This window comes from Streptococcus bouchesdurhonensis (genome assembly GCF_948472335.1).
Map to the genome: position 1 here is coordinate 147,776 of NZ_CAOKTW010000005.1, position 22,804 is coordinate 170,579.

Below are 22,804 nucleotides of genomic sequence, written 5' to 3' on the forward strand. Positions count from 1 at the left end.
CTTCGAAAATCTCTTCAAACCACATCAGCGTTGCTTTATCGTAGGTATGTTACTGACTTCGTCAGTTTCATCTACGACCTCAAAGCAGTGCTTTGAGCAGCCTGCGGCTAGCTTCCTAGTTTGCTCTTTGATTTTCATTGAGTATAAGCATAGTGACTGGATTCAGAAAAAAGGCCTTACCAGACGCTTCTCGCTTCTGGTAGGGCCTTTTCTTTATTCTTTTAAGTGATAAGAGTAGCTAGCGACAACGACGTCCTGGTGCCAACGAAGGGCGTATTTGAGCTTGAGACTCATCTGATTGTGTAGAATATTTTGCCAAGGTTTATTAGGGATAAACTGGGGTACCAGAACAGTGACTGTATAGTTCTTTTTCTGAGCTTCCTCGGAAATTCGTTTGACATACTTGACAGTAGGGGTAATGATATCGCGGTAGCTGGTCTTGATATTTTTCAGAGTAATGGTTGGGAAGTAATCGGCAAATTCTTGGAGAATTTCTTGGTCTTTTTCTGCTGTTTCCTTGGTAGAAATATGCATGGCTAGGACTTCGTCACCGATACTTTGAGCGTAGTTAATGGCTCCGACACTGACTCGGGTGACATTTCCTACTAGGACCAGAACCAGATTACCGTCATAAGTACGTTTTTCGATTCCTTCATAGAGTCGCAGTTGTTGGGCTACTTTTTGGTAATGACTGTGAATTGCCAAGAAGAGTAGGGTGAGTACGAGAATAATCGGGAAGAAAGGCCAGATATCACTGAGACGGAATAAGAGCAGGATTAGCACAATAGCGTAGCAAATGATAGCTCCAAGGATATTGGCAAGGGCAGGTTTTAAGAAATTTGCCCCTTTTTCTTTTTTCCAATGGCGAATCATCCCAGTCTGAGAAAGGGCAAAGGGAACGAAGACCCCGATAGTATAAAGGGGAATCAAACGTTCGGTATTGCCATTAAAAATGAGAAGAAGAATCATAGCCCCAAATGCCAGAGTTAAAATTCCATTAGAGTAGCCTAGGCGGTCTCCTTTTTCCATAAAGAGATGGGGCATGTATTTGTTTTTAGCCATATTGTAAGCCAGCATAGGGAAGGCCGAAAAGCCAGTATTTGCAGCTACGGCCAAAATCAAGGCTGTGGAGAATTGGAAGAGATAATACCCAAGGTGGCCTAAGAAAGAAGTGCCAAGGATGCCTTGAGCCATCTGTGAAAGAATAGTTTCTCCGTGTTGAGGCAGAATCCCCATCCAGTAGTTTAGGAAGGTGATACCAGCAAAAAGAAAACCTAAAATCAGTGACATGATGGTCAAGGTTTGAGCGGCATTCTTTTCTTTTGGAGTCTTGAAAAAGGGAACGGCATTTGAAATAGCTTCAACCCCTGTCAGAGAGGCAGATCCGCTGGTAAAAGCTCTAAGAATGAGAACGATAGACAGGCTTGGAACAGCATGCCCAATAGGTGAAGTTGCCTGATAGCTGAGAGAACCTGTCACTAGTTGAAAGATTCCATAGAGCAAGAGAAAGACAGTACTGATGATAAAGAGATAGACAGGAATCATCAGTGAACTGGCAGATTCTTTTAAGCCCCGTAAGTTCAAGAGCATGAGCAAGCAAACCAGAAAAATAGAGATGTGGAGGTTGTACGGGTGAAGAGAAGGGAGAGCCGCTGTGATAGCGTCCGCTCCAGATGAAACAGATACTGCTACGGTCAGCATATAGTCAACCAGAAGACTACCTCCAGCGATTAAGCCAAGTTCGGGAGATAGATTTTCTCGAGTAACCATATAGGCCCCTCCCCCTTGAGGGTAGGCATGGATGATTTGACGGTAGGAGACGGTCAGGCTAGCTAGGAGCAGGAGGACAAAGAGGCCGATAGGAAGGCTCCACCATATCGCAAGAGGAGAGAGACTAGCCAAGACGAGGACTACTTGCTCAGGCCCATAGGCAATGGAAGATAGAGCGTCGCTTGACAACATGGCCAAGGCCTGCATTTTTCCAAGTAGTCCCCCTTCGCCTTCGGTTAAGGACTTAAGAGGACGACCGATAAAAGTCTGTTTTAATTTTGTAAACATGGCATTTTCCTTTTCTGAAAATTTCAATAAGTGCTATTATACTGCTTTGGAAAAATAGCGTCAAGAGACGACGATGGATTTTAGAATATTTTGTACATATGAGGAGAGAGGTCAGTTTTTTGGTATAATAGAATATAGAAAACGAGGTTAGAAGAGATGATTTTTGATACACATACACACTTGAATGTAGAAGAATTTGCTGGTCGTGAGGCAGAAGAAATTACCTTGGCTGCTGAGATGGGTGTGACACAGATGAATATTGTTGGTTTTGATAAACCGACGATTGAGCGTGCCTTGGAGTTGGTGGATGAGTATGACCAACTTTACGCGACTATTGGTTGGCATCCTACAGAAGCAAGGACTTACACGGAGGAGATTGAAGCCTACTTGCTTGACAAGCTCAAGCATCCCAAGATTGTTGCTTTAGGTGAAATTGGTTTAGACTACCATTGGATGACAGCGCCAAAAGAGGTGCAGGAGCAGGTTTTTCGTCGTCAGATTCAGCTATCTAAGGACTTGGATTTGCCTTTTGTTGTTCATACCCGTGATGCGCTGGAGGATACTTATGAAATTATCAAGAGTGAGGGCGTGGGTCCTCGAGGTGGTATCATGCATTCTTTCTCAGGAACTCTTGAATGGGCAGAGAAGTTTGTCGAGCTTGGCATGACCATTTCCTTCTCAGGAGTGGTGACTTTCAAGAAGGCAACTGATATCCAAGAGGCTGCTAAAGAGTTACCTCTGGACAAGATCTTGGTGGAGACGGATGCGCCTTACTTGGCACCTGTTCCTAAACGTGGTCGCGAAAACAAAACAGCCTACACTCGCTATGTAGTGGACTTTATCGCCGACTTGCGTGGCATGGCGACCGAGGAGTTATCGGCGGTAACAACTGCAAATGCAGAACGAATTTTTGGATTGGACAGCAAGTAATGAAGGAAAAAATTTCTCAAGTCATCGTGGTAGAAGGCCGCGATGATACGGCCAATCTCAAACGCTATTTCGATGTAGAGACCTATGAGACGCGAGGTTCTGCCATTAATGATCAGGATATAGAGCGTATTCAGCGCCTACATGAGCGTCATGGAGTCATTGTCTTTACAGACCCAGATTTCAATGGGGAGCGGATTCGTCGCATGATTATGACGGCCATTCCAACGGTTCAGCATGCCTTCCTCAAACGAGATGAAGCTGTTCCTAAATCAAAGACCAAGGGACGTTCTCTGGGAATTGAGCATGCCAGCTATGAAGATTTGAAAACAGCTCTAGCTCAGGTGACAGAACAATTTGAACATGAGAGTCAGTTTGATATCAGTCGTAGCGACTTGATTCGCCTTGGTTTTCTAGCGGGAGCAGATAGCCGTAAGCGAAGAGAATATCTAGGAGAAGCTCTCCGAATTGGCTATTCCAACGGCAAGCAACTCTTGAAACGCCTAGAACTATTTGGAGTAACCTTGGTGGAAGTGGAAGAAGCTATGAAATCTTATGAGAACAGCTAAGTAGACCCCAAAATACAAGGGGAATGTGTTACAATAGTAGTAACAGATAATAGAAAAGAGAATAGATGAGAATTGCAGATTACAGCGTGACCAAGGCAGTGCTGGAGCGTCACGGTTTTACCTTTAAAAAGTCCTTCGGGCAAAATTTCTTGACGGATACCAATATTCTTCAAAAAATCGTGGATACGGCTGAGATTGATGACCAGGTTAATGTCATCGAAATCGGGCCAGGGATTGGTGCCTTGACCGAGTTTCTGGCTGAGCGTGCGGCTCAAGTCATGGCCTTTGAGATCGACCACCGTTTGGTACCGATTTTGGCAGATACCTTGCGTGATTTTGACAATGTTACCGTAGTCAACGAGGACATTCTCAAAGTTGATTTGGCGCAACATATCCAGAATTTCAAAAATCCTGACCTGCCAATCAAGGTAGTGGCTAATTTACCTTACTACATCACGACGCCTATTCTCATGCACTTAATCGAGAGTGGGATTCCTTTTAGTGAGTTTGTTGTTATGATGCAGAAAGAAGTGGCAGACCGCATTTCAGCCCAGCCTAACACTAAGGCATATGGCAGCTTGTCAATCGCTGTTCAATACTATATGACAGCTAAGGTTGCCTTCATCGTGCCTCGTACGGTCTTTGTGCCAGCGCCAAACGTGGACTCTGCTATTTTGAAAATGGTGCGTCGTCCAGAACCAGCCGTAGCAGTGGAAGACGAGAACTTCTTCTTTAAGGTTTCTAAGGCTAGTTTCACTCATCGACGCAAGACTTTATGGAATAACCTGACAGGTTACTTTGGCAAGACTGAAGAGGTCAAGGACAAGCTGACCAAGGCTTTGGACCAAGCAGGCTTGTCACCAAGTGTACGTGGGGAAGCCCTCAGCTTGGCAGAATTTGCCAGCCTAGCAGATGCGCTTAAAGGACAAGGGCTCTAAGATGCAGGGACAAATCATTAAAGCCTTGGCAGGGTTCTACTATGTAGAAAGTGATGGTCAGGTTTATCAAACACGAGCGCGTGGGAATTTCCGTAAAAAAGGCCATACTCCCTACGTTGGGGATTTGGTCGACTTTTCTGCCGAGGAAAATTCAGAGGGCTATATCCTCAAGATTCACGAACGGAAAAATAGTCTGGTCCGTCCACCCATTGTCAATATTGACCAAGCTGTGGTGATCATGTCTGTCAAGGAACCTGATTTTAACAGCAATTTGTTGGATCGTTTCTTGGTTCTATTGGAGCACAAGGACATCCATCCTATCATTTATATTTCTAAAATGGACTTGCTGGAAGATCGGTCAGAATTGGATTTTTACCAGCAGACCTATGGTGACATTGGCTATGACTTTGTGACCAGTAAAGAAGAACTCTTGCCTTTGTTAACAGGAAAGGTTACAGTCTTTATGGGGCAGACAGGTGTTGGGAAGTCAACTCTTCTCAATAAAATCGCACCAGATCTCAATCTTGAAACAGGAGAAATCTCAGACAGTCTGGGTCGTGGGCGCCATACCACTCGAGCTGTTAGTTTTTACAACCTCAATGGGGGTAAAATCGCGGACACACCAGGTTTTTCATCGCTGGACTATGAAGTATCAACGGCTGAAGACCTCAATCAGGCTTTTCCAGAGCTTGCCACTGTCAGTCGAGACTGCAAGTTCCGTACTTGTACCCATACCCATGAGCCGTCCTGTGCTGTCAAGCCAGCAGTTGAAGAAGGTGTTATTGCCAGCTTCCGTTTTGACAACTACCTGCAATTCCTCAGTGAGATTGAAAATCGCAGAGAAACCTATAAAAAAGTCAGCAAAAAAATTCCAAAATAAGGAGAAACCTATGTCTCAATACAAGATTGCTCCGTCAATTCTGGCAGCAGATTATGCCAACTTTGAACGTGAAATCAAACGTCTAGAAGCAACTGGGGCAGAATATGCCCATATCGATATCATGGATGGTCACTTTGTGCCACAAATCAGTTTTGGTGCAGGTGTGGTCGAAGCTCTTCGTCCTCATAGTAAGATGGTTTTCGATTGCCACTTGATGGTGTCAAACCCTGAACATCATCTGGAAGACTTTGCGCGTGCGGGTGCAGACATCATCAGTATCCATGTGGAAGCAACGCCTCATATCCATGGTGCCCTCCAAAAAATTCGTTCACTCGGTGTCAAACCTTCGGTCGTTATCAATCCTGGTACGCCTGTTGAGGCGATTAAGCACGTGCTTCACCTAGTTGACCAAGTTTTAGTCATGACAGTTAATCCAGGCTTTGGTGGGCAAGCCTTTCTACCAGAGACAATGGATAAGGTTCGTGAGTTGGTTGCTCTTCGTCAGGAAAAAGGCTTGAACTTTGAAATTGAAGTGGATGGTGGGATTGATGACCAAACTATTGCTCTAGCCAAAGAAGCTGGTGCGACAGTTTTTGTAGCAGGTTCCTATGTCTTTAAGGGAGATGTCAATGAGCGAGTACAAACTCTCAGAAAACAACTGGACTAGGGTTGCCGTTTTTGCAGGAGGAGACCGCGGTCACTACCGGACAGACTTCGATTGCTTTGTTGGTGTGGATCGAGGCTCGCTCTGGGTCTTGGAGGAAAACCTACCTCTTGCTCTAGCGGTTGGAGATTTTGATTCTGTGACGGAAGAAGAGCGACAGGTGATTCAAAAACGTGCCCAGTATTTTGTTCAAGCCCGACCAGAAAAAGATGATACCGATTTGGAATTGGCTCTCTTGACTATTTTTGAGAAAAATCCTCAGGCTGAGGTCACTATTTTCGGTGCTTTGGGTGGCCGTATTGATCATATGCTGGCCAATGTCTTTTTGCCTAGCAATCCCAAGTTGGCGCCTTATATGCGCCAGATAGAAATTGAGGATGGGCAAAATTTAATTGGCTATTGTCCAGAAGGAATCAGTCAGCTAGAACCTCGTTTAGACTATGACTATCTAGCCTTTATGCCGGTTCGGGATAGCCAGCTGACCATTCTTGGTGCCAAGTATGAGTTGACAGAGGAAAATTTTTTCTTTAAAAAAGTGTACGCTTCTAACGAATATATAGATAGGGAAGTGTCGGTGACTTGCCCAGATGGCTATGTGGTCGTGTTGCATAGCAAGGACAGGAGATAGGATGGAAAGTTTACTTATTCTATTATTGATTGCTAATCTGGTAGGCCTCTTTCTCATTTGGCAAAGGCAGGATAAGCAGGAAAAATATCTGACCAAGAGCTTGGAGGACCAAGCAGATTATTTGTCAGACCAGTTAGATTATCGCTTTGAACAAGCCAGACAAGCTAGTCAGTTAGATCAAAAAGATTTGGAAGTGGCTGTCAGTGACCGTTTGCAAGAAGTGCGAATTGAATTGCACCAAGGCTTAACTCAAGTTCGTCAAGAAATGACAGAGAATCTCTTGCAAACTAGAGATAAGACCGACCAACGTCTTCAAGCCTTGCAGGAATCAAATGAGCAACGTTTGGAGCAAATGCGCCAAACGGTCCAGGAAAAACTAGAAAAGACCTTGCAGACACGCTTGCAGGCTTCCTTTGAGACAGTTTCCAAACAACTGGAGTCGGTCAATCGTGGCCTTGGAGAAATGCAGACAGTTGCCCGCGATGTTGGAGCCCTCAATAAGGTTCTCTCAGGAACCAAGACGAGAGGGATTCTGGGTGAATTGCAACTGGGGCAAATTATTGAGGACATCATGACCCCTGCCCAGTATGAACGAGAATATGCAACGGTTGAAAACTCCAGTGAACGAGTGGAGTACGCTATCAAGTTACCTGGCCAAGGCAATCAAGAATATGTCTACTTACCGATTGACTCCAAGTTTCCACTGGCAGATTATTACCGCTTAGAAGAAACCTATGAAGCGGGTGACAAGGACGAGATCGAACGCTGTCGTAAGTCGCTCCTAGCCAACGTCAAACGCTTTGCCAAGGATATCAAGAGCAAGTACATAGCACCGCCTCGGACTACCAATTTTGGAGTTTTGTTTGTTCCGACAGAAGGGCTCTACTCAGAAATCGTCCGCAATCCCGTCTTCTTTGATGATTTGAGACGGGAAGAACAGATTATCGTAGCTGGGCCAAGTACTCTTTCTGCCCTTCTTAACTCCCTATCAGTTGGCTTTAAAACACTTAATATCCAAAAGAGTGCCGACCATATCAGTAAGACTCTTGCTAGTGTCAAGACTGAGTTTGGCAAGTTTGGTGGCATTTTGGTCAAGGCACAAAAACACCTCCAACATGCCTCTGGCAATATTGATGAACTATTAAACCGTCGTACCACAGCTATCGAGCGGACGCTCCGTCACATTGAGTTGTCAGAAGGTGAGCCTGCGCTTGATCTACTCCATTTCCAAGAAAATGAGGAAGAATATGAAGATTAGTCACATGAAAAAAGATGAGCTGTTTGAAGGCTTTTACCTAATCAAGTCAGCTGACCTGAGGCAAACTCGAGCTGGGAAAAACTACCTAGCCTTTACCTTCCAAGATGATAGTGGCGAGATTGAAGGGAAACTCTGGGATGCCCAATCTCATAATGTTGAGGCCTTTACAGCAGGTAAGGTTGTCCACATGAAAGGACGTCGAGAAGTTTATAACAACACCCCTCAAGTCAATCAAATTACTCTCCGCCTGCCTCAACCTGGTGAACCCAATGACCCAGCTGATTTCAAGGTCAAGTCGCCAGTTGATGTCAAGGAAATCCGTGACTACATGTCGCAAATGATTTTTAAAATTGAAAATCCTGTTTGGCAACGGATTGTCCGAAAGCTCTACACCAAGTATGATAAGGAATTTTATTCCTATCCAGCTGCCAAGACCAACCACCATGCCTTTGAAACAGGCTTGGCCTATCATACGGCGACTATGGTGCGTTTGGCAGATGCTATTAGCGAGGTCTATCCTCAGCTCAATAAGAGTCTGCTCTATGCTGGGATTATGTTGCACGACTTGGCCAAAGTTATCGAGTTGACGGGGCCAGACCAGACCGAGTACACGGTCAGAGGCAATCTCCTTGGGCATATCGCTCTGATTGATAGTGAAATTACCAAGACAGTTATGGAACTCGGTATCGATGATACCAAGGAAGAAGTCGTTCTGCTTCGTCACGTCATCCTCAGTCACCACGGCTTACTTGAGTATGGAAGCCCAGTCCGTCCACGCATTATGGAAGCAGAGATTATCCATATGATTGATAATCTGGATGCAAGCATGATGATGATGTCAACAGCTCTGGCTTTGGTGGATAAAGGAGAGATGACCAATAAAATCTTCGCTATGGACAATCGTTCCTTCTATAAACCAGATTTAGATTAATAATTTAAGAAAAATGAGCATTTTTAGGACAAGAATGTTCGTTTTTTTATGTGAATATGGTATAATAAGTAAAAGATAAAAATTAATACTCTTCGAAAATCTCTTCAAACTAGGGTAACATCGCCTTGTCGTATGTATATATGTAGTTATATTACAGACTTTGTCAGTTCTATCGACAATCTCAAAACAGTGTTTTGAACCACCAGCGACCAGCTTTCTAGTTTGCTTTTTGATTTTTTGAATAAAAATGGAATAGGAAATAGAAATGAAATTAAGAAGAAGTGATCGGATGGTTGTCATTTCCAACTATTTGATTAATAATCCTTATAAACTAACTAGCCTCAATACTTTTGCTGAAAAGTATGAATCTGCTAAATCATCCATCTCAGAAGATATCGTGATTATCAAACGAGCCTTTGAGGAAATCGAAATTGGTCACATCCAGACTGTAACTGGGGCTGGCGGAGGTGTTATCTTTACACCGTCTATTTCGAGTCAGGATGCTAAGGAAATGGTTGAAGACTTGCGTGCCAAGTTGTCAGAAAGTGATCGTATCTTGCCAGGTGGTTACATCTACCTGTCCGATTTACTTAGCACACCAGCTATCTTGAAAAATATTGGTCGCATTATTGCCAAGAGCTTTATGGACCAAAAGATTGACGCGGTTATGACAGTAGCGACCAAGGGTGTTCCGCTTGCAAATGCAGTTGCCAATGTCCTCAATGTTCCTTTTGTTATTGTGCGCCGTGACCTGAAAATTACCGAAGGTTCAACTGTCAGCGTCAACTATGTATCAGGTTCAAGTGGTGACCGCATTGAGAAAATGTTCCTTTCAAAACGTAGTCTCAAGGCAGGAAGCCGTGTCTTGATTGTGGATGACTTCTTGAAAGGCGGCGGAACGGTCAACGGGATGATTAGTCTCTTGCGTGAGTTTGATTCGGAATTGGCAGGTGTAGCAGTCTTTGCGGACAATGCCCAAGAAGAACGTGAAAAGCAGTTTGACTACAAGTCACTCTTGAAGGTAACCAATATTGATGTCAAGAACAAAGCCATCGATGTTGAGGTTGGCAATATCTTTGACGAAGATAAATAAGAGATAGAACTAAAGGTTGGAACGATTGTCCCAGCCTTTCTTTGCAAATAGAATAGAAGGAAACTTATGAAAACACCATTTATCAATAAAGAAGACTTAGAAAAGATTGTTGCCGAGTTCCCAACTCCCTTTCACTTATATGATGAGAAGGGGATTCGTGAGAAGGCAAGGGCCGTCAACCAAGCCTTTTCGTGGAACAAGGGCTTTAAGGAATATTTTGCAGTTAAGGCTACTCCAACACCAGCTATTTTGAAAATTCTCCAAGAGGAAGGCTGCGGTGTGGATTGCTCTAGTTATGTAGAACTTTTGATGAGTCATAAACTGAATTTCCCTGGTTCTGAGATTATGTTCTCTTCAAACAACACGCCAGACAAGGAATACGCCTATGCACGTGAATTGGGTGCGACCATTAACTTGGATGCCTTTGAAGATATTGAACATCTAGAGCGTGCAGCAGGCATTCCAGAAATTATCTCTTGTCGTTATAATCCTGGAGGCGTTTTTGAACTGGGGACAGACATCATGGACAATCCTGGAGAAGCCAAGTTTGGCATGACCAAGGACCAGATCTTTGAAGCTTTTGCTATCTTGAAGGAAAAAGGAGCCAAGACTTTTGGGATTCACTCCTTTCTAGCATCCAATACCGTCACCCATCTCTATTATCCAGAGTTGGCGCGTCAGCTTTTTGAATTGGCTGTTGAAATCAAGGAAAAGTTGGGTATTTCACTAGATTTTATCAATCTTTCTGGCGGTATTGGTGTCAACTATCGTCCTGAGCAGGAGCCAAATGATATCGCCTTGATTGGTGAGGGAGTTCGTAAGGTGTATGAAGAGGTCCTTACGCCAGCAGGTCTTGGTCAGGTTAAGATTTTCACCGAATTGGGTCGTTTTATGCTAGCCCCTCACGGTGCTTTGGTCACAAGAGTCACTCATAAGAAGGAAACCTACCGTACCTATCTAGGTGTGGATGCATCAGCAGTCAACCTCATGCGTCCAGCAATGTATGGAGCCTACCATCATATTACTAACATGACACATCCAGATGGACCAGCTGAAGTGGTAGATGTGGTTGGTTCACTCTGTGAAAACAATGATAAATTTGCAGTGAATCGCGAACTGCCTCATACAGAAATCGGTGATTTGCTGGTAATTCATGATACAGGTGCTCACGGTTTTTCAATGGGCTACCAGTACAACGCCAAACTTCGTTCTGCGGAAATCCTCTATACCGAAGAAGGTAAAGCCCGCCAAATCCGCCGTGCAGAGCGCCCTGAGGACTACTTTGCAACCTTGTATGGCTTTGATTTTGAAGAATAAAATGATAATTCATTGAAAATGAAATTGAAAAACAGATTGCTTTCTAAAAAATAGGCAAAAATCTTGTTTTTCCTTCAAGTCATGATATAATAAAACTATAAAACGTTTTCAAGGAAGGTAACGATATGTCTGAAGAAACAATTGATTATGGACAAGTGACAGGAATGGTGCATTCGACAGAAAGTTTTGGGGCGGTAGATGGCCCTGGTATTCGCTTTATTGTCTTTTTGCAGGGCTGTCACATGCGTTGCCAGTATTGCCACAACCCAGACACTTGGGCTATGGAGTCCAATAAATCACGTGAACGGACGGTAGATGATGTTTTGACAGAGGCCTTGCGCTACCGCGGTTTCTGGGGGAATAAGGGTGGGATTACAGTCAGTGGAGGAGAAGCCCTCTTGCAGATTGATTTCCTGATTGCCCTCTTCACCAAGGCTAAGGAACAAGGAATCCACTGTACCTTGGATACCTGTGCCCTTCCTTTCCGTAATAAACCACGTTACCTTGAGAAGTTTGACAAACTCATGGCTGTCACTGACTTGGTCCTCTTGGATATCAAGGAAATCAACGAAGAACAGCACAAGATTGTTACTAGCCAAACCAATAAAAATATCTTGGCTTGTGCCCAGTATCTATCAGATATTGGAAAACCTGTCTGGATTCGCCACGTGCTAGTTCCAGGATTGACAGATAGAGATGATGACTTGATTGAACTTGGTAAGTTCGTCAAGACCCTTAAAAATGTTGATAAGTTTGAAATTCTACCTTATCATACCATGGGAGAATTCAAATGGCGTGAATTGGGAATTCCTTATTCCCTCGAAGGAGTTAAACCACCAACAGCAGACCGCGTTAAGAACGCTAAAAAACTCATGGATACCGAAAGTTACCAAGACTATATGAAACGTGTACATGGATAAAAAAGAAGCCTGATGGAAACATCGGGCTTTTAAGTTTACACAAATCTAGATAATTAAATGAAACAAAATTTTATACTCTTCGAAAATCTCTTCAAACCGCGTCAACGTCGTCTTGCCGTATGTATGGTTATTGACTTCGTCAGTTTCATCCACAACCTCAAACCCATGTTTTGAGCTGACTTCGTCAGTTCTATCTGCAACCTCAAAGCAGTGCTTTGAGCAACCTACGGCTAGCTTCCTAGTTTGCTCTTTGATTTTCATTGACTATAAATCTTTTTTACTCTCTAAATTCTGAAAAAAATCCGAAAAAGAATGTGTAAGATATAGTTACTTTTAGAAATATTAAATAGAATAGGAGAACATCATGGAACAAAGTATTATCATTAAAAATTTATGTAAGTCGTATGGGCAAACTCAAATTTTAAAAGATATTTCTTTTGAAGCAAAAGCAGGTAGAGTGACTGCTTTCCTAGGTCCAAATGGAGCTGGAAAAAGTTCAACCTTACGTATTTTATTAGGATTAGACAAAGCAACATCTGGTATTACTAAAATTGGAGATCAAACTTATAAGGAATTAAAATTTCCTCTAAAAACTGTAGGAGCTTCATTTGACAGTGTAGGTGCTCCTGATGATCGGACTGTTTATCAACATTTGAAAATTGTTGCTGCTAGTAATGGGATATCCAGTCAGCGAATTGAGCAAGTCTTGGATATGGTGGATATTAGTCATAAGAAAAAATCTAAAATTGGGAAATTATCATTAGGAGAAGGACAACGCTTGGGAATTGCAACAGCTCTATTAGGAAATCCTCAATATCTGATATTGGATGAACCGACTAATGGGTTGGATCCAAGAGGAATTCGGTGGTTTAGAGAGTTTATAAAAAAACAAGCTCAAGAAGGGAAAACAGTCTTGCTATCATCTCATATATTATCGGAAGTGGAAGCAGTAACAGATGATGTAGTTATCATAAATAAAGGAAAAGTTCTTATAAAAGGGACTTTACAAGAAGTGATGAAAAATCTTTCTTCACTAGAGGAAGTCTTCTTTAGTTTAACAGAGGGAGGAAAGTGACATGGCACTTATTTACTCTCTTCATTCTGAAATATTGAAATTGCTTTATAGGAGAGCTACTCATGTTGTACTATTCTTGATACTGGTGTTTCAAACGTTTTTAGCAAATATTGGTGTTTCTCAAATTGTTTCAGTTGGTATTCATGCTACACCAGAGACAAATCCAGAATTAGCAGAAGCTATACCTCCTATTGAATTTTTAGGTTTTGATGTCACTTTATTTGGTGTTTTTATTATGATTATCCTAGGCTCAATTTACGGAGCCGAGGAGTATAAATGCTCTGCTATTCGTACAAGCCTCCTCTCTATTACAAATCGAAGTACTTTCCTAGTTTCAAAAACATTAGTTTGGCTTGTATTTTCTTTTTTCATTTCATTTTTATCAATATTCCTTACGATTAACATGACACATTATGTTTTAGGACAAGATGGCTTATTGCTTTTTTCACTAAATGGGACAGTTTGGTTCTATATATTTTTAGCCAGTATAGCTTGGACCTTGTTGGGGCTGCTAGCCTATATTATGGCTTTGGCATTTAAAACAGCCATTGTTCCTCTATTATTTTTGCTTCCTCAAGTCTACAATTCAGGAACATTCTTAGCAAACTATATCTCAGCTGCAAAATTTCTTCCAGTTGCATTGGGGCAAGGATTGATTGCTACATCTCCTCAAATTTTAGAACATAATAGTTTACAACATATTTTATTTTTACTTTGTTGGAACTTCTCATTCTTGGCTTTAGCAATTTACCGCTTACTCAAGTCAGATATTGGAGGAGGTGAATAAGTTGAAAGAACAACTTAAAAGTGAGTATCTCAAGTTTATTATGAATCCTTGGCACTGGTTGATTATAGGTGCTCTATTACTGTGTATTCCGGCGATGGTTGTTTTTTTAAATAGTAAGTCAGACCAGTTGACTCTACAGTTTGTTTTGGAACAGCTACTGCAAAGTCTCTATTTAGGACAGGCAGGTTTCGTTAGTCTAGCGGTTCTATTTATAGGTCAAGAATTTACAGGTTCTAGCCTTCGTACCAGTTTTCTTACCTGTCCAAACCGTTTTAAATTTATAATATCTAAACTAGCTATTGTATTATGTATGGAAATTGTATTATTGGTTGCTGTAATATCATTATGCATACTAATCGCCCAAGGATACTACAATATCAATCTTTTGAGTAATATTAAACATGTTCTAACAATTCTATTTCCAGCTTGTATTTCTATTCTAACCTTCTCTCTTTTAAGTGGTATTTTTGTATTTATTTCCCAGTCTTTTATCTTAATTTTGGGAATAAGTTTATCCCTTTTATTGGGGTTGGGACAAATGTTATTACAATTCAGTTCTTTTTTTAGAAATTTACCATTACTGGCTAGTATGAATTGTTTTTATACCTATCCATTGTCTCTTTATTATCCAGTGTGGCAAGGCTTAGGGATACAAATAGTTTGGTTATTAATTGTTTTTGTATTTGCTACACTGATACTAATAGGAAGAAATGTAGGCTAAAGACAGGGGATATCCTGTCTTTTTCTCAGTTAGTGCTATAATATATTCAGGAGGGTGAGTTATGGCTTATAAAATTTTGGTTGTAGATGATGATCTTGCTATTCTTCGCCTAATAAAAAAAGTACTAGAATATGAAAAATATGAAGTAGTCATACGAAATAAGATAGAAGAGATTGATCTTTGTGATTTTACAGGCTTTGACTTGATTCTATTAGATATTATGATGCCTGTTAGTGGTTTAGAAATCTGTCAGATGATTCGCGAGCAGATAACTGTTCCTATCTGTTTTATAACTGCAAAGGATATGGATGAAGACTTAGTAGCTGGAATCAATGCAGGTGCTGATGATTATATTATGAAGCCCTTTAGTATGCAAGAATTGTTAGCACGTGTTAAAATGCACTTGCGTCGTGAAGAACGGACTAAAGGAAATGTTCATCAAATAAAGATTGGGAAGCTTATACTATATACGGATAGTAAGGAACTATTTGTAAACGATGATAAGATTGCTCTGACAAGGAGGGAATTTGACATAGTGAATCTTTTGGCAAGCAACCCAAGTAAAATATATTCTATTGAGGAAATTTATAATTATCTATATCCACAAAGTTCAGAAGCTCTTTTACGTTCGGTTTCAGAGTACATTTATCAAATTCGTCAAAAGCTGAAACCTTATCAATTAAATCCAATTAAAACCTTGTACGGTGGAGGATATCAATGGGTAGAATCAAAAGTTTTAGACAATTAATTCGAGAAACCTGTTGGAGAATTATTTGGCAATTTAGTCTTGGCTTACTAATGGCCTATCTTATTCCTTTAGCTTCAGTATCTATACAAATAAATGAAGACGGGAAAACTTTAAACAATAGTGGTGTTCTATCAATCTTTTTTAATGTGTCATCATGGATATATATTTGTGTTTTATTGATTATTCTAATAAGTTATCACATTGGAAAATTGTTGAAAAAACTGAGTTATGAAATGACTTTGATTTATGAAAATAGTATGTGGTTGGAGAGGGAATGTACAGAAAGTTTAACGGTTAAAGAATTTCGTGAGACAGGAAATCGGATTATTGTGATGCAAGATAGAATTAGACAATTAATAGTTGATGAGAAACAGCAGAAAGAAGATTTGATGTTTCAGGTTTCAGCAGCTTCTCATGATTTAAAAACTCCCTTAACCATTATTAGGGGAAATGTGGAATTTTTGCAGGCGATAACTGAAAACGACCAATCTCAAGAATGCTTAGCAGATATAGAAAGAGCTAGTCAACAGTTACTAGATTATTTCAATCAATTGATTCACTATTCTAAAACCTATTATGATGATGAGACAGGCTGGGTGGAATATTCCTCTTCAGATTTTATCAATGAATTAGAGAAAGAAGTTTCTTTTTTGATAAAAAATCAGATGAAGTTTTCTTTTGAACAAAATGTGAACGGAACTGAAAACTATTATATAAATCCATCTCTTCTGATTCGTGCAATACAAAATATTTTAACAAATGCTTTGGAGTATGCAGATAAACAGAATCCTAAAATTAACATTAGGGTAGAGCAAGAGGGGAAAGAATTGAAAATAAGCATATGGAATAATGGTTCGGAATTTCCAGAGGAAGTTTTAAATAATTTTGGAAAGCTCTTTTATCGTATGGATAAAGCTAGATCGTATAAAGAGCAACATTATGGTATTGGACTTAGTTTTGTATGTAGAGTTGCAAAACTACACAAAGGCCGAGTTGAGCTTAGAAATAGAGACGCGGGAGCAGAAGTTTTAATAACTGTGAATTGTATTAAATCATAGCGAGTTACTTGTTAATTTATGATTGAATAGTTTTTATATGTGAGCTTTTAAACTATTTAACTTTTTCGACTAGTATAAGATGTAACGGTAGATAATAAAAACGAATGATGATATCTAGTTGATGAAAACTATTTATCATTCATTCGTTTTTTAATTATTGGATAATTTACGTAGCTTTATCTCGAACGTTGTTTTCCAGCGTTGCGATTTTTGTGTTTTTTCTTGCTTGTGATAGCAGTTGGTTGTTCAGGGGTAACGTCTTTTCGTCCACTTGGTTTAGAGAAAGCACTTGCTTTTGGTGGGTTCTTGGCTAGTTCTTCACGGACTTTTTTGCGAAGTTTTGGACGAACGATATAGTTGACGATAAACTGTTGGAGAATCATCATGAAACCACCGACAACCCAATAAAGTGTGACACTAGCTGGTGAGATGAGAGAGAAGCCGGCAATCATGACTGGGCTCACGTAAGCCATTTTCTTGATTTGATCTCTTTGCGTTTCATCTTCTACTCCGTGAAGTGAAAGGAGTGATTGAAGATAGTAAAGGACACCAGCGCAGGCAGCTAAAATCATACTTGGAGAGCCTAGAGGAATTCCTAGGTAACTTGCTTGAGCAACACCTTCAGTATATTGGGCAGCAAAGTAAATTGCAGAGAAGAAAGGCATTTGAAGGAGGATAGGGAAACATCCTACACCACCAAACATGCTGATGCCGTGCTCTTTTTGAGCAGCAAAGAGAGCTTGTTGGGCTTCGAGTTTTTCTTCTTGAGTTGTTGCTTCCTTGAGACGTGTTTGGTGTGGCTCAAGGACGTGCTTGAGGGCGTTCATCTTTTCAGAGTGAAGCGTTGCCTTCCATGATTGGTAGATACCAAGTGGCAAGATAATCAAGCGCACGATAATGGTTACGATGATGATAGCGATACCGAAGCCTAGACCTTTATCAGTAGCGAAGTACTTGATAGCTTCAGCCATAGGCGCTCCGATCGTATTCCAAATAAATCCTATTGGCTTTCCTGTGGCTTTATCGACGCTAACACAGCCAGTCAAGACTAGCAACATAGCCACTCCCATAGCCGAGAGTGCAAAACGTTTAATAGATTTCACTGTTTTTATTCCTTCTTTAAAAATTATACCTTTCTATTCTACTGTTTTTTTACAAAATATACAATAGTTCTAGAGACCTAATTTGCGATTTTAAAGTCAGAGTAGGGAGGAAAGTTGCTCAGTTGGACATCTAAGTAGCTGACTTTTGAAAAAGGTGTCGGTCCTTTTCGGATTTCTTGGATAAATTTTGCCATGATAGCAGATGAGTCTGCTTGGGCTAAGATTTCCACTGTGCCATCGTCGTTATTCCATACCCGACCTGTGATGCCACCAATTTCAAGTGCCAAGCTGTAAACACCCCAACGAAAGCCGACTCCTTGAACCCTACCTTGGACAATCATTCTAACCTTTTGCATACCAAACCCCTTTGATTGTGTTATAATATTTCTATGACTATTATAACCTCAAAAGCCAATTCTGTGGTAAAAAATGCCAAGAAATTACACCAAAAAAAATACCGCAAGTCTGCCTATTTGATTGAAGGATGGCACTTGTTTGAAGAAGCTGTTCAAGCTGGAGTGACGATTGAGAAAATCTTTGCCCTAGAAAATTACCGAGATCAGTTAGCTACTTTTCCGCAAACTGTCTGGGTGTCAGAGGATATTTTGCTAGATTTAGCGGATTCTCAGACTCCGCAGGGCATTGTTGCCGTGGTTCAAAAAGAAGAAGTAGGACAAGTTGATTTTAGTCAGGGTAAGTTCTTATTTTTGGAAGATGTGCAAGATCCTGGTAATGTGGGAACTATCATTCGGACTGCGGATGCAGCAGGTTTTACTGGAGTGATTGTTTCAGATAAATCGGCAGATATCTACAGTCTCAAGACCTTACGTTCGATGCAAGGCAGTCATTTTCATCTGCCTATTTACCGGATGTCGAGTCAAGCGCTTCTCGAGGAAGCTAAAGAGGCGGCTATCCCTGTGCTGGCAACAACCCTATCTAAAGATTCTATTGATTACAGAGAACTGCCTCCTATAGAAAATTTTGTACTAGTCATGGGAAATGAGGGTCAAGGAATTAGTCCCCTTATGGCTGAAAGTGCAGACCAGTTGGTCCATATTAGCATGAAGGGGCAGGCCGAGAGTTTGAATGTTGCGGTTGCAGCCGGTATTTTGATTTTCCATTTAAGCTAATTTTAACTTTTTTTGTTATAATCAAGGAAAGATGTTCATAGAAAAGGAGAAAAGGATGAATCACACTATTATACATGACCGTGCAGGTCTCAATCAATTTTACGCTAAGGTTTATGCTTTTGTTGGTCTGGGAATCGGACTATCTGCTTTGGTATCGGGCCTTATGTTGACGGTCTTTCAGTCTCAGTTAGTTTACTTTTTGATGCAGGGGCATCTCTGGTTGACCATTGCTACTTTTGCGGAGTTAGCTTTGGTTTTCGTTGCCAGTAGTATGGCTTCAAGGAATAGTCCAGCGGCTCTTCCAGTATTTTTACTTTACTCAGTATTAAACGGCTTTACCCTTAGTTTTGTGGTAGCTTTCTATACTCCGGGTACAGTTTTATCTGCCTTTGTATCAAGCGCCCTTCTCTTCTTTGTCATGGCGGCAGTTGGTATCTTCACCAAGAAAGACTTGAGTGGGCTTGGTCGAGCAATGATGGCAGCTCTCATTGGTTTACTGATTGCTATGGTAGTCAATATTTTCTTGGCTAGTGGTTTCTTTGATTATATGATTAGCGTAGCCATGGTTTTGGTTTTCTCCGGGTTGATTGCTTGGGACAACCAAAGGATTCGCCTTGCTTATGAGCAATCACAAGGTCGTGTAGCGACAGGTTGGGTTGTGTCAATGGCTCTCAGTATCTATCTTGATTTTATCAATCTTTTCCTAAGTATTCTACGTATCTTTGGTCGCAATGACTAGAAGGTCTATGAAATCAGTGTTTTGAGTGACACTGATTTTTTTAAAATTTCTCTTTTCTTTTCTCGAAAATAGGTGTATAATGCTTTTAATTAATTTTTTGAGGAGTAGTTTATGAAGAAAAGTTTTATCCATCAACAAGAAGAGATTTCCTTTGTCAAAAACACTTTTACCCAATATTTGAAAGATAAGTTAGAAGTTGTCGAAGTTCAAGGTCCTATCTTGAGCAGGGTCGGCGACGGGATGCAGGACAACTTATCAGGTGTGGAGAACGCCGTATCGGTCAAGGTTCTCCAAATCCCGGATGCTACTTATGAAGTGGTGCACTCCCTTGCTAAATGGAAACGCCATACTTTGGCCCGTTTTGGCTTCGGTGAAGGTGAAGGGCTTTTCGTCCACATGAAGGCTCTTCGTCCAGACGAAGACTCGTTGGATGCGACCCACTCTGTTTATGTTGACCAGTGGGACTGGGAGAAGGTTATCCCAAATGGTAAACGCAATATCGCTTACTTAAAAGAAACAGTTGAGAAGATTTACAAGGCTATTCGCCTTACTGAGTTAGCTGTTGAAGCCCGTTATGACATTGAGTCTATCTTGCCAAAACAAATCACTTTTATCCACACAGAAGAGTTGGTAGAACGCTACCCAGACTTGACACCAAAAGAGCGTGAAAATGCTATTTGTAAAGAATTTGGAGCAGTCTTCTTGATCGGTATCGGTGGCGAGTTGCCAGATGGTAAACCGCACGATGGGCGTGCACCAGACTACGATGACTGGACAAGCGAGTCTGAAAATGGCTACAAGGGTCTAAATGGCGATATTCTTGTCTGGAATGAATCTCTGGGTGGAGCCTTTGAGTTGTCTTCTATGGGGATTCGTGTAGATGAAGAAACCCTTCGCCGTCAGGTAGAAATTACCGGTGATGAAGACCGTTTAGAATTGGAATGGCACAAGGCTTTGTTGAATGGCCTATTCCCGTTGACAATCGGTGGAGGAATTGGACAATCTCGAATGGCTATGTTCCTACTTCGCAAGAAACACATCGGAGAAGTGCAAACAAGTGTTTGGCCTCAAGAAGTCCGCGATACTTACGAAAATATTTTGTAGAGAATCGAACCGCAAGGTTCGATTTTCTTTCTCTTTTCGCCCATAATTTGGTATAATAAACGGTATGAAAATCGTATCAGGAATCTATGGGGGACGTCCCCTCAAGACACTAGAAGGCAAGACGACAAGACCTACTTCGGATAAGGTTAGGGGAGCTATTTTTAACATGATTGGTCCCTACTTTGAAGGTGGACGAGTCTTGGACCTTTATGCAGGTAGTGGTGGTTTATCTATCGAGGCAGTCTCGCGTGGCATGTCCAGCGCTGTTTTGGTGGAACGAGACCGTAAGGCTCAGGCTATCGTGGCTGAAAATATTCAGATGACCAAGGAAGTTGGAAAATTTGAGCTCCTCAAGATGGATGCAGAAAGGGCATTGGAACAGGTATCTGGGGAATTTGACCTCATTTTCTTAGACCCTCCTTATGCCAAGGAACAAATCGTAGCAGATATTGAAAAAATGGATGAGAAAGAGCTTTTTTCTGAAGATGTCATGGTCGTGTGTGAGACGGATAAGGCCGTCGAACTTCCAGAAGAAATTGCCTGCCTGGGTATCTGGAAGGAAAAAATTTATGGAATTAGTAAGGTGACAGTTTATGTCAGATAAGATTGGCTTATTCACAGGCTCATTTGATCCGATGACAAATGGGCATCTGGATATGATTGAACGGGCGAGCAGACTCTTTGATAAGCTCTATGTCGGTATTTTTTTCAATCCCCATAAACAAGGATTTCTCCCTCTTGAAAATCGTAAACGGGGACTAGAAAAGGCTTTGGAACATTTGGGGAATGTTGAAGTCGTGTTTTCTCATGATGAATTGGTGGTTGATGTTGCAAAAAGACTGGGGGCTACTTTCCTAGTGCGAGGCTTGAGAAATGCGTCGGATTTGCAATATGAAGCCAGTTTTGATTACTACAACCATCAGCTGTCTCCTAATATAGAGACCATTTATTTACATAGTCGACCTGAACATCTCTATCTCAGTTCATCCGGTGTTAGAGAACTTTTGAAGTTTGGTCAGGATATTACCTGCTATGTTCCTGAGAGTATTTTGGAGGAAATAAAAAATGAAAAAAAAGATTAGATGGCCCTTATATGTCATTGCGGCCTTAATTGTGACTTTCTTGGCATTTGTAGTGCCCTTGCCCTACTATATAGAAGTTCCAGGTGGTTCGGAAGATATTCGCCAAGTCCTTAAAGTCAATGACACAGAAGATAAGGAAGCTGGTGCCTATCAATTCGTTACGGTTGGTGTCCAACATGCCACTTTAGCTCATATGATTTATGCATGGTTGACGCCTTTTACAGATATTCGTAGTGCCCAAGAGACTACAGGTGGCTCTTCCGATGTTGAATTTATGCGGATCAATCAATTCTACATGCAAACATCGCAAAACATGGCCAAGTATCAAGGGCTAAAAACAGCTGGTAAAGATATCGAACTCAAATATCTTGGGGTTTATGTTTTGACTGTGACGGATAATTCGACCTTTAAAGGGATTCTTAACATCTCTGATACGGTCACAGCAGTCAATGATCAGACCTTTGATAGTTCCAAAGATTTGATTGATTATGTCAATTCTCAAAAACTAGGGGACTCCGTCAAGGTCACCTATGAAGAGGATGGGCAAACCAAGTCTGCAGAAGGTAAGATTATCACCTTGGAAAATGGCAAAAATGGAATTGGAATCGGTTTGATTGACCGTACAGAAGTGACCAGTGATGTTCCAATTCGCTTTTCAACAGCTGGTATTGGCGGTCCAAGTGCTGGCCTCATGTTTAGTCTGGCCATCTATACCCAAATAGCTGACCCTGGCCTTCGTAATGGCCGCATTGTTGCCGGTACAGGAACCATTGACCGCGATGGTAATGTGGGAGACATTGGAGGTATCGATAAGAAAGTTGTAGCTTCGGCTAGAGAAGGTGCTGCTATTTTCTTTGCCCCTGATAACCCTGTTAGCGAAGAAGAACAAAAAGCACATCCTGATGCGAAAAATAACTACCAAACAGCCCTGGAAGCAGCTAAAACAATCAAGACAGATATGAAAATAGTGCCAGTTAAAACCCTACAAGATGCAATTGATTACTTGAAAAACAATCCCTAGTTTTAAGTGAAGTTTCCAAACTAGCGCACAAACAGAGAAGATGGTATAATAGT

26 protein-coding genes are annotated in these 22,804 nt (G+C 41.3%); 22 read left to right on the top strand and 4 right to left on the bottom strand.

Annotated elements, in window-relative coordinates; translation table 11 throughout:
• Positions 1–213 precede the first annotated feature (213 nt).
• Complete coding sequence (locus QMQ21_RS09935; protein ID WP_261814364.1) at positions 214–2,058, bottom strand: APC family permease; 1,845 nt, start codon at positions 2,056–2,058, stop codon at positions 214–216.
• A gap of 156 nt (positions 2,059–2,214) precedes the next feature.
• On the opposite strand from QMQ21_RS09935, the gene QMQ21_RS09940 reads away from it, so the two are divergent.
• The 11 genes from QMQ21_RS09940 (at position 2,215) to pflA (ending at position 12,183) form a co-directional block, all read left to right on the top strand.
• Positions 2,215–2,988, top strand: coding sequence for a TatD family hydrolase (locus QMQ21_RS09940; protein WP_004255819.1), 774 nt, complete (start codon positions 2,215–2,217; stop codon positions 2,986–2,988).
• Complete coding sequence (rnmV, locus tag QMQ21_RS09945; RefSeq protein WP_261814365.1) at positions 2,988–3,554, top strand: ribonuclease M5; 567 nt, start codon at positions 2,988–2,990, stop codon at positions 3,552–3,554. Before QMQ21_RS09940 ends, rnmV begins: the two co-directional genes overlap by 1 nt.
• A 65-nt stretch (positions 3,555–3,619) precedes the next feature.
• Positions 3,620–4,492 (top strand): 16S rRNA (adenine(1518)-N(6)/adenine(1519)-N(6))-dimethyltransferase RsmA, encoded by an 873-nt coding sequence (gene rsmA, locus QMQ21_RS09950; protein ID WP_004255823.1) that lies wholly within the window; start codon positions 3,620–3,622, stop codon positions 4,490–4,492.
• A gap of 1 nt (position 4,493) precedes the next feature.
• Positions 4,494–5,372, top strand: a complete 879-nt coding sequence (gene rsgA / locus QMQ21_RS09955; RefSeq protein ID WP_101782505.1) for a ribosome small subunit-dependent GTPase A — start codon at positions 4,494–4,496, stop codon at positions 5,370–5,372.
• A 10-nt stretch (positions 5,373–5,382) separates the two neighbouring features.
• A complete protein-coding gene (gene rpe, locus QMQ21_RS09960; protein ID WP_261814366.1) occupies positions 5,383–6,039 on the top strand; it encodes a ribulose-phosphate 3-epimerase in 657 nt (218 codons plus the stop codon).
• A complete protein-coding gene (locus QMQ21_RS09965; RefSeq protein ID WP_261814367.1) occupies positions 6,002–6,664 on the top strand; it encodes a thiamine diphosphokinase in 663 nt (220 codons plus the stop codon). The genes rpe and QMQ21_RS09965 overlap by 38 nt, the downstream gene beginning before the upstream one ends.
• Position 6,665: 1 nt before the next feature.
• On the top strand, positions 6,666–7,922 hold the full coding sequence (locus QMQ21_RS09970) for a DNA recombination protein RmuC (RefSeq protein ID WP_261814368.1): 1,257 nt from the start codon (positions 6,666–6,668) through the stop codon (positions 7,920–7,922).
• Positions 7,912–8,853, top strand: coding sequence for a 3'-5' exoribonuclease YhaM family protein (locus QMQ21_RS09975; RefSeq protein WP_084872215.1), 942 nt, complete (start codon positions 7,912–7,914; stop codon positions 8,851–8,853). Before QMQ21_RS09970 ends, QMQ21_RS09975 begins: the two co-directional genes overlap by 11 nt.
• A gap of 265 nt (positions 8,854–9,118) precedes the next feature.
• On the top strand, positions 9,119–9,946 hold the full coding sequence (gene purR, locus QMQ21_RS09980) for a pur operon repressor (RefSeq protein ID WP_261814369.1): 828 nt from the start codon (positions 9,119–9,121) through the stop codon (positions 9,944–9,946).
• Positions 9,947–10,012: 66 nt separating this feature from the next.
• Positions 10,013–11,263, top strand: a complete 1,251-nt coding sequence (locus QMQ21_RS09985) for a diaminopimelate decarboxylase (RefSeq protein ID WP_261814370.1) — start codon at positions 10,013–10,015, stop codon at positions 11,261–11,263.
• 125 nt (positions 11,264–11,388) lie between these two features.
• Positions 11,389–12,183, top strand: a complete 795-nt coding sequence (pflA, locus tag QMQ21_RS09990) for a pyruvate formate-lyase-activating protein (RefSeq protein WP_004255837.1) — start codon at positions 11,389–11,391, stop codon at positions 12,181–12,183.
• 45 nt (positions 12,184–12,228) lie between these two features.
• Here the strand turns inward: pflA and QMQ21_RS09995 are convergent, their stop codons facing one another.
• Complete coding sequence (locus QMQ21_RS09995; RefSeq protein ID WP_023943465.1) at positions 12,229–12,444, bottom strand: hypothetical protein; 216 nt, start codon at positions 12,442–12,444, stop codon at positions 12,229–12,231.
• Between the two features lie 103 nt (positions 12,445–12,547).
• Between QMQ21_RS09995 and QMQ21_RS10000 the strand changes: the two genes are divergently transcribed.
• The 5 genes from QMQ21_RS10000 (at position 12,548) to QMQ21_RS10020 (ending at position 16,572) form a co-directional block, all read left to right on the top strand.
• The gene (locus tag QMQ21_RS10000) at positions 12,548–13,258 is read left to right on the top strand and encodes an ABC transporter ATP-binding protein (RefSeq protein WP_261814371.1); all 711 of its coding nucleotides are present in this window, start codon (positions 12,548–12,550) and stop codon (positions 13,256–13,258) included.
• A gap of 1 nt (position 13,259) precedes the next feature.
• Positions 13,260–14,045 carry a hypothetical protein gene (locus QMQ21_RS10005; RefSeq protein ID WP_261814372.1) on the top strand — a complete coding sequence of 262 codons (786 nt, stop codon included), beginning with the start codon at positions 13,260–13,262 and terminating at the stop codon, positions 14,043–14,045.
• 1 nt (position 14,046) lies between these two features.
• The gene (locus tag QMQ21_RS10010; RefSeq protein ID WP_261814373.1) at positions 14,047–14,766 is read left to right on the top strand and encodes a hypothetical protein; all 720 of its coding nucleotides are present in this window, start codon (positions 14,047–14,049) and stop codon (positions 14,764–14,766) included.
• Between the two features lie 61 nt (positions 14,767–14,827).
• Entirely contained in the window at positions 14,828–15,514 is a 687-nt protein-coding gene (locus tag QMQ21_RS10015) for a response regulator transcription factor (protein WP_000323582.1), read from the top strand.
• A complete protein-coding gene (locus QMQ21_RS10020; RefSeq protein ID WP_049535582.1) occupies positions 15,484–16,572 on the top strand; it encodes a sensor histidine kinase in 1,089 nt (362 codons plus the stop codon). Before QMQ21_RS10015 ends, QMQ21_RS10020 begins: the two co-directional genes overlap by 31 nt.
• Before the next feature lie 176 nt (positions 16,573–16,748).
• On the opposite strand, the gene yidC is transcribed toward QMQ21_RS10020, so the two are convergent.
• Both yidC and QMQ21_RS10030 read right to left on the bottom strand, forming a co-directional pair.
• A complete protein-coding gene (yidC, locus tag QMQ21_RS10025) occupies positions 16,749–17,675 on the bottom strand; it encodes a membrane protein insertase YidC (RefSeq protein WP_077804671.1) in 927 nt (308 codons plus the stop codon).
• 77 nt (positions 17,676–17,752) lie between these two features.
• On the bottom strand, positions 17,753–18,031 hold the full coding sequence (locus QMQ21_RS10030; protein WP_261814374.1) for an acylphosphatase: 279 nt from the start codon (positions 18,029–18,031) through the stop codon (positions 17,753–17,755).
• A gap of 33 nt (positions 18,032–18,064) precedes the next feature.
• Here QMQ21_RS10030 and QMQ21_RS10035 point away from each other — a divergent pair, with 33 nt between their 5' ends.
• From QMQ21_RS10035 to QMQ21_RS10060, 6 genes are all read left to right on the top strand, one after another.
• Positions 18,065–18,805 carry a TrmH family RNA methyltransferase gene (locus QMQ21_RS10035; protein ID WP_261814375.1) on the top strand — a complete coding sequence of 247 codons (741 nt, stop codon included), beginning with the start codon at positions 18,065–18,067 and terminating at the stop codon, positions 18,803–18,805.
• Between the two features lie 55 nt (positions 18,806–18,860).
• Positions 18,861–19,544: a Bax inhibitor-1/YccA family protein gene (locus QMQ21_RS10040; protein ID WP_060806086.1), complete on the top strand. Its 684-nt coding sequence runs from the start codon at positions 18,861–18,863 to the stop codon at positions 19,542–19,544.
• A gap of 111 nt (positions 19,545–19,655) precedes the next feature.
• Positions 19,656–20,648, top strand: a complete 993-nt coding sequence (gene asnA, locus QMQ21_RS10045) for an aspartate--ammonia ligase (RefSeq protein ID WP_000748005.1) — start codon at positions 19,656–19,658, stop codon at positions 20,646–20,648.
• Positions 20,649–20,712: 64 nt separating this feature from the next.
• Positions 20,713–21,252: a 16S rRNA (guanine(966)-N(2))-methyltransferase RsmD gene (gene rsmD / locus QMQ21_RS10050; RefSeq protein WP_004238805.1), complete on the top strand. Its 540-nt coding sequence runs from the start codon at positions 20,713–20,715 to the stop codon at positions 21,250–21,252.
• Positions 21,242–21,730, top strand: a complete 489-nt coding sequence (coaD, locus tag QMQ21_RS10055; RefSeq protein ID WP_004255857.1) for a pantetheine-phosphate adenylyltransferase — start codon at positions 21,242–21,244, stop codon at positions 21,728–21,730. Before rsmD ends, coaD begins: the two co-directional genes overlap by 11 nt.
• Positions 21,714–22,751, top strand: a complete 1,038-nt coding sequence (locus tag QMQ21_RS10060) for a SepM family pheromone-processing serine protease (RefSeq protein WP_000727281.1) — start codon at positions 21,714–21,716, stop codon at positions 22,749–22,751. The genes coaD and QMQ21_RS10060 overlap by 17 nt, the downstream gene beginning before the upstream one ends.
• Positions 22,752–22,804: the final 53 nt, after the last annotated feature.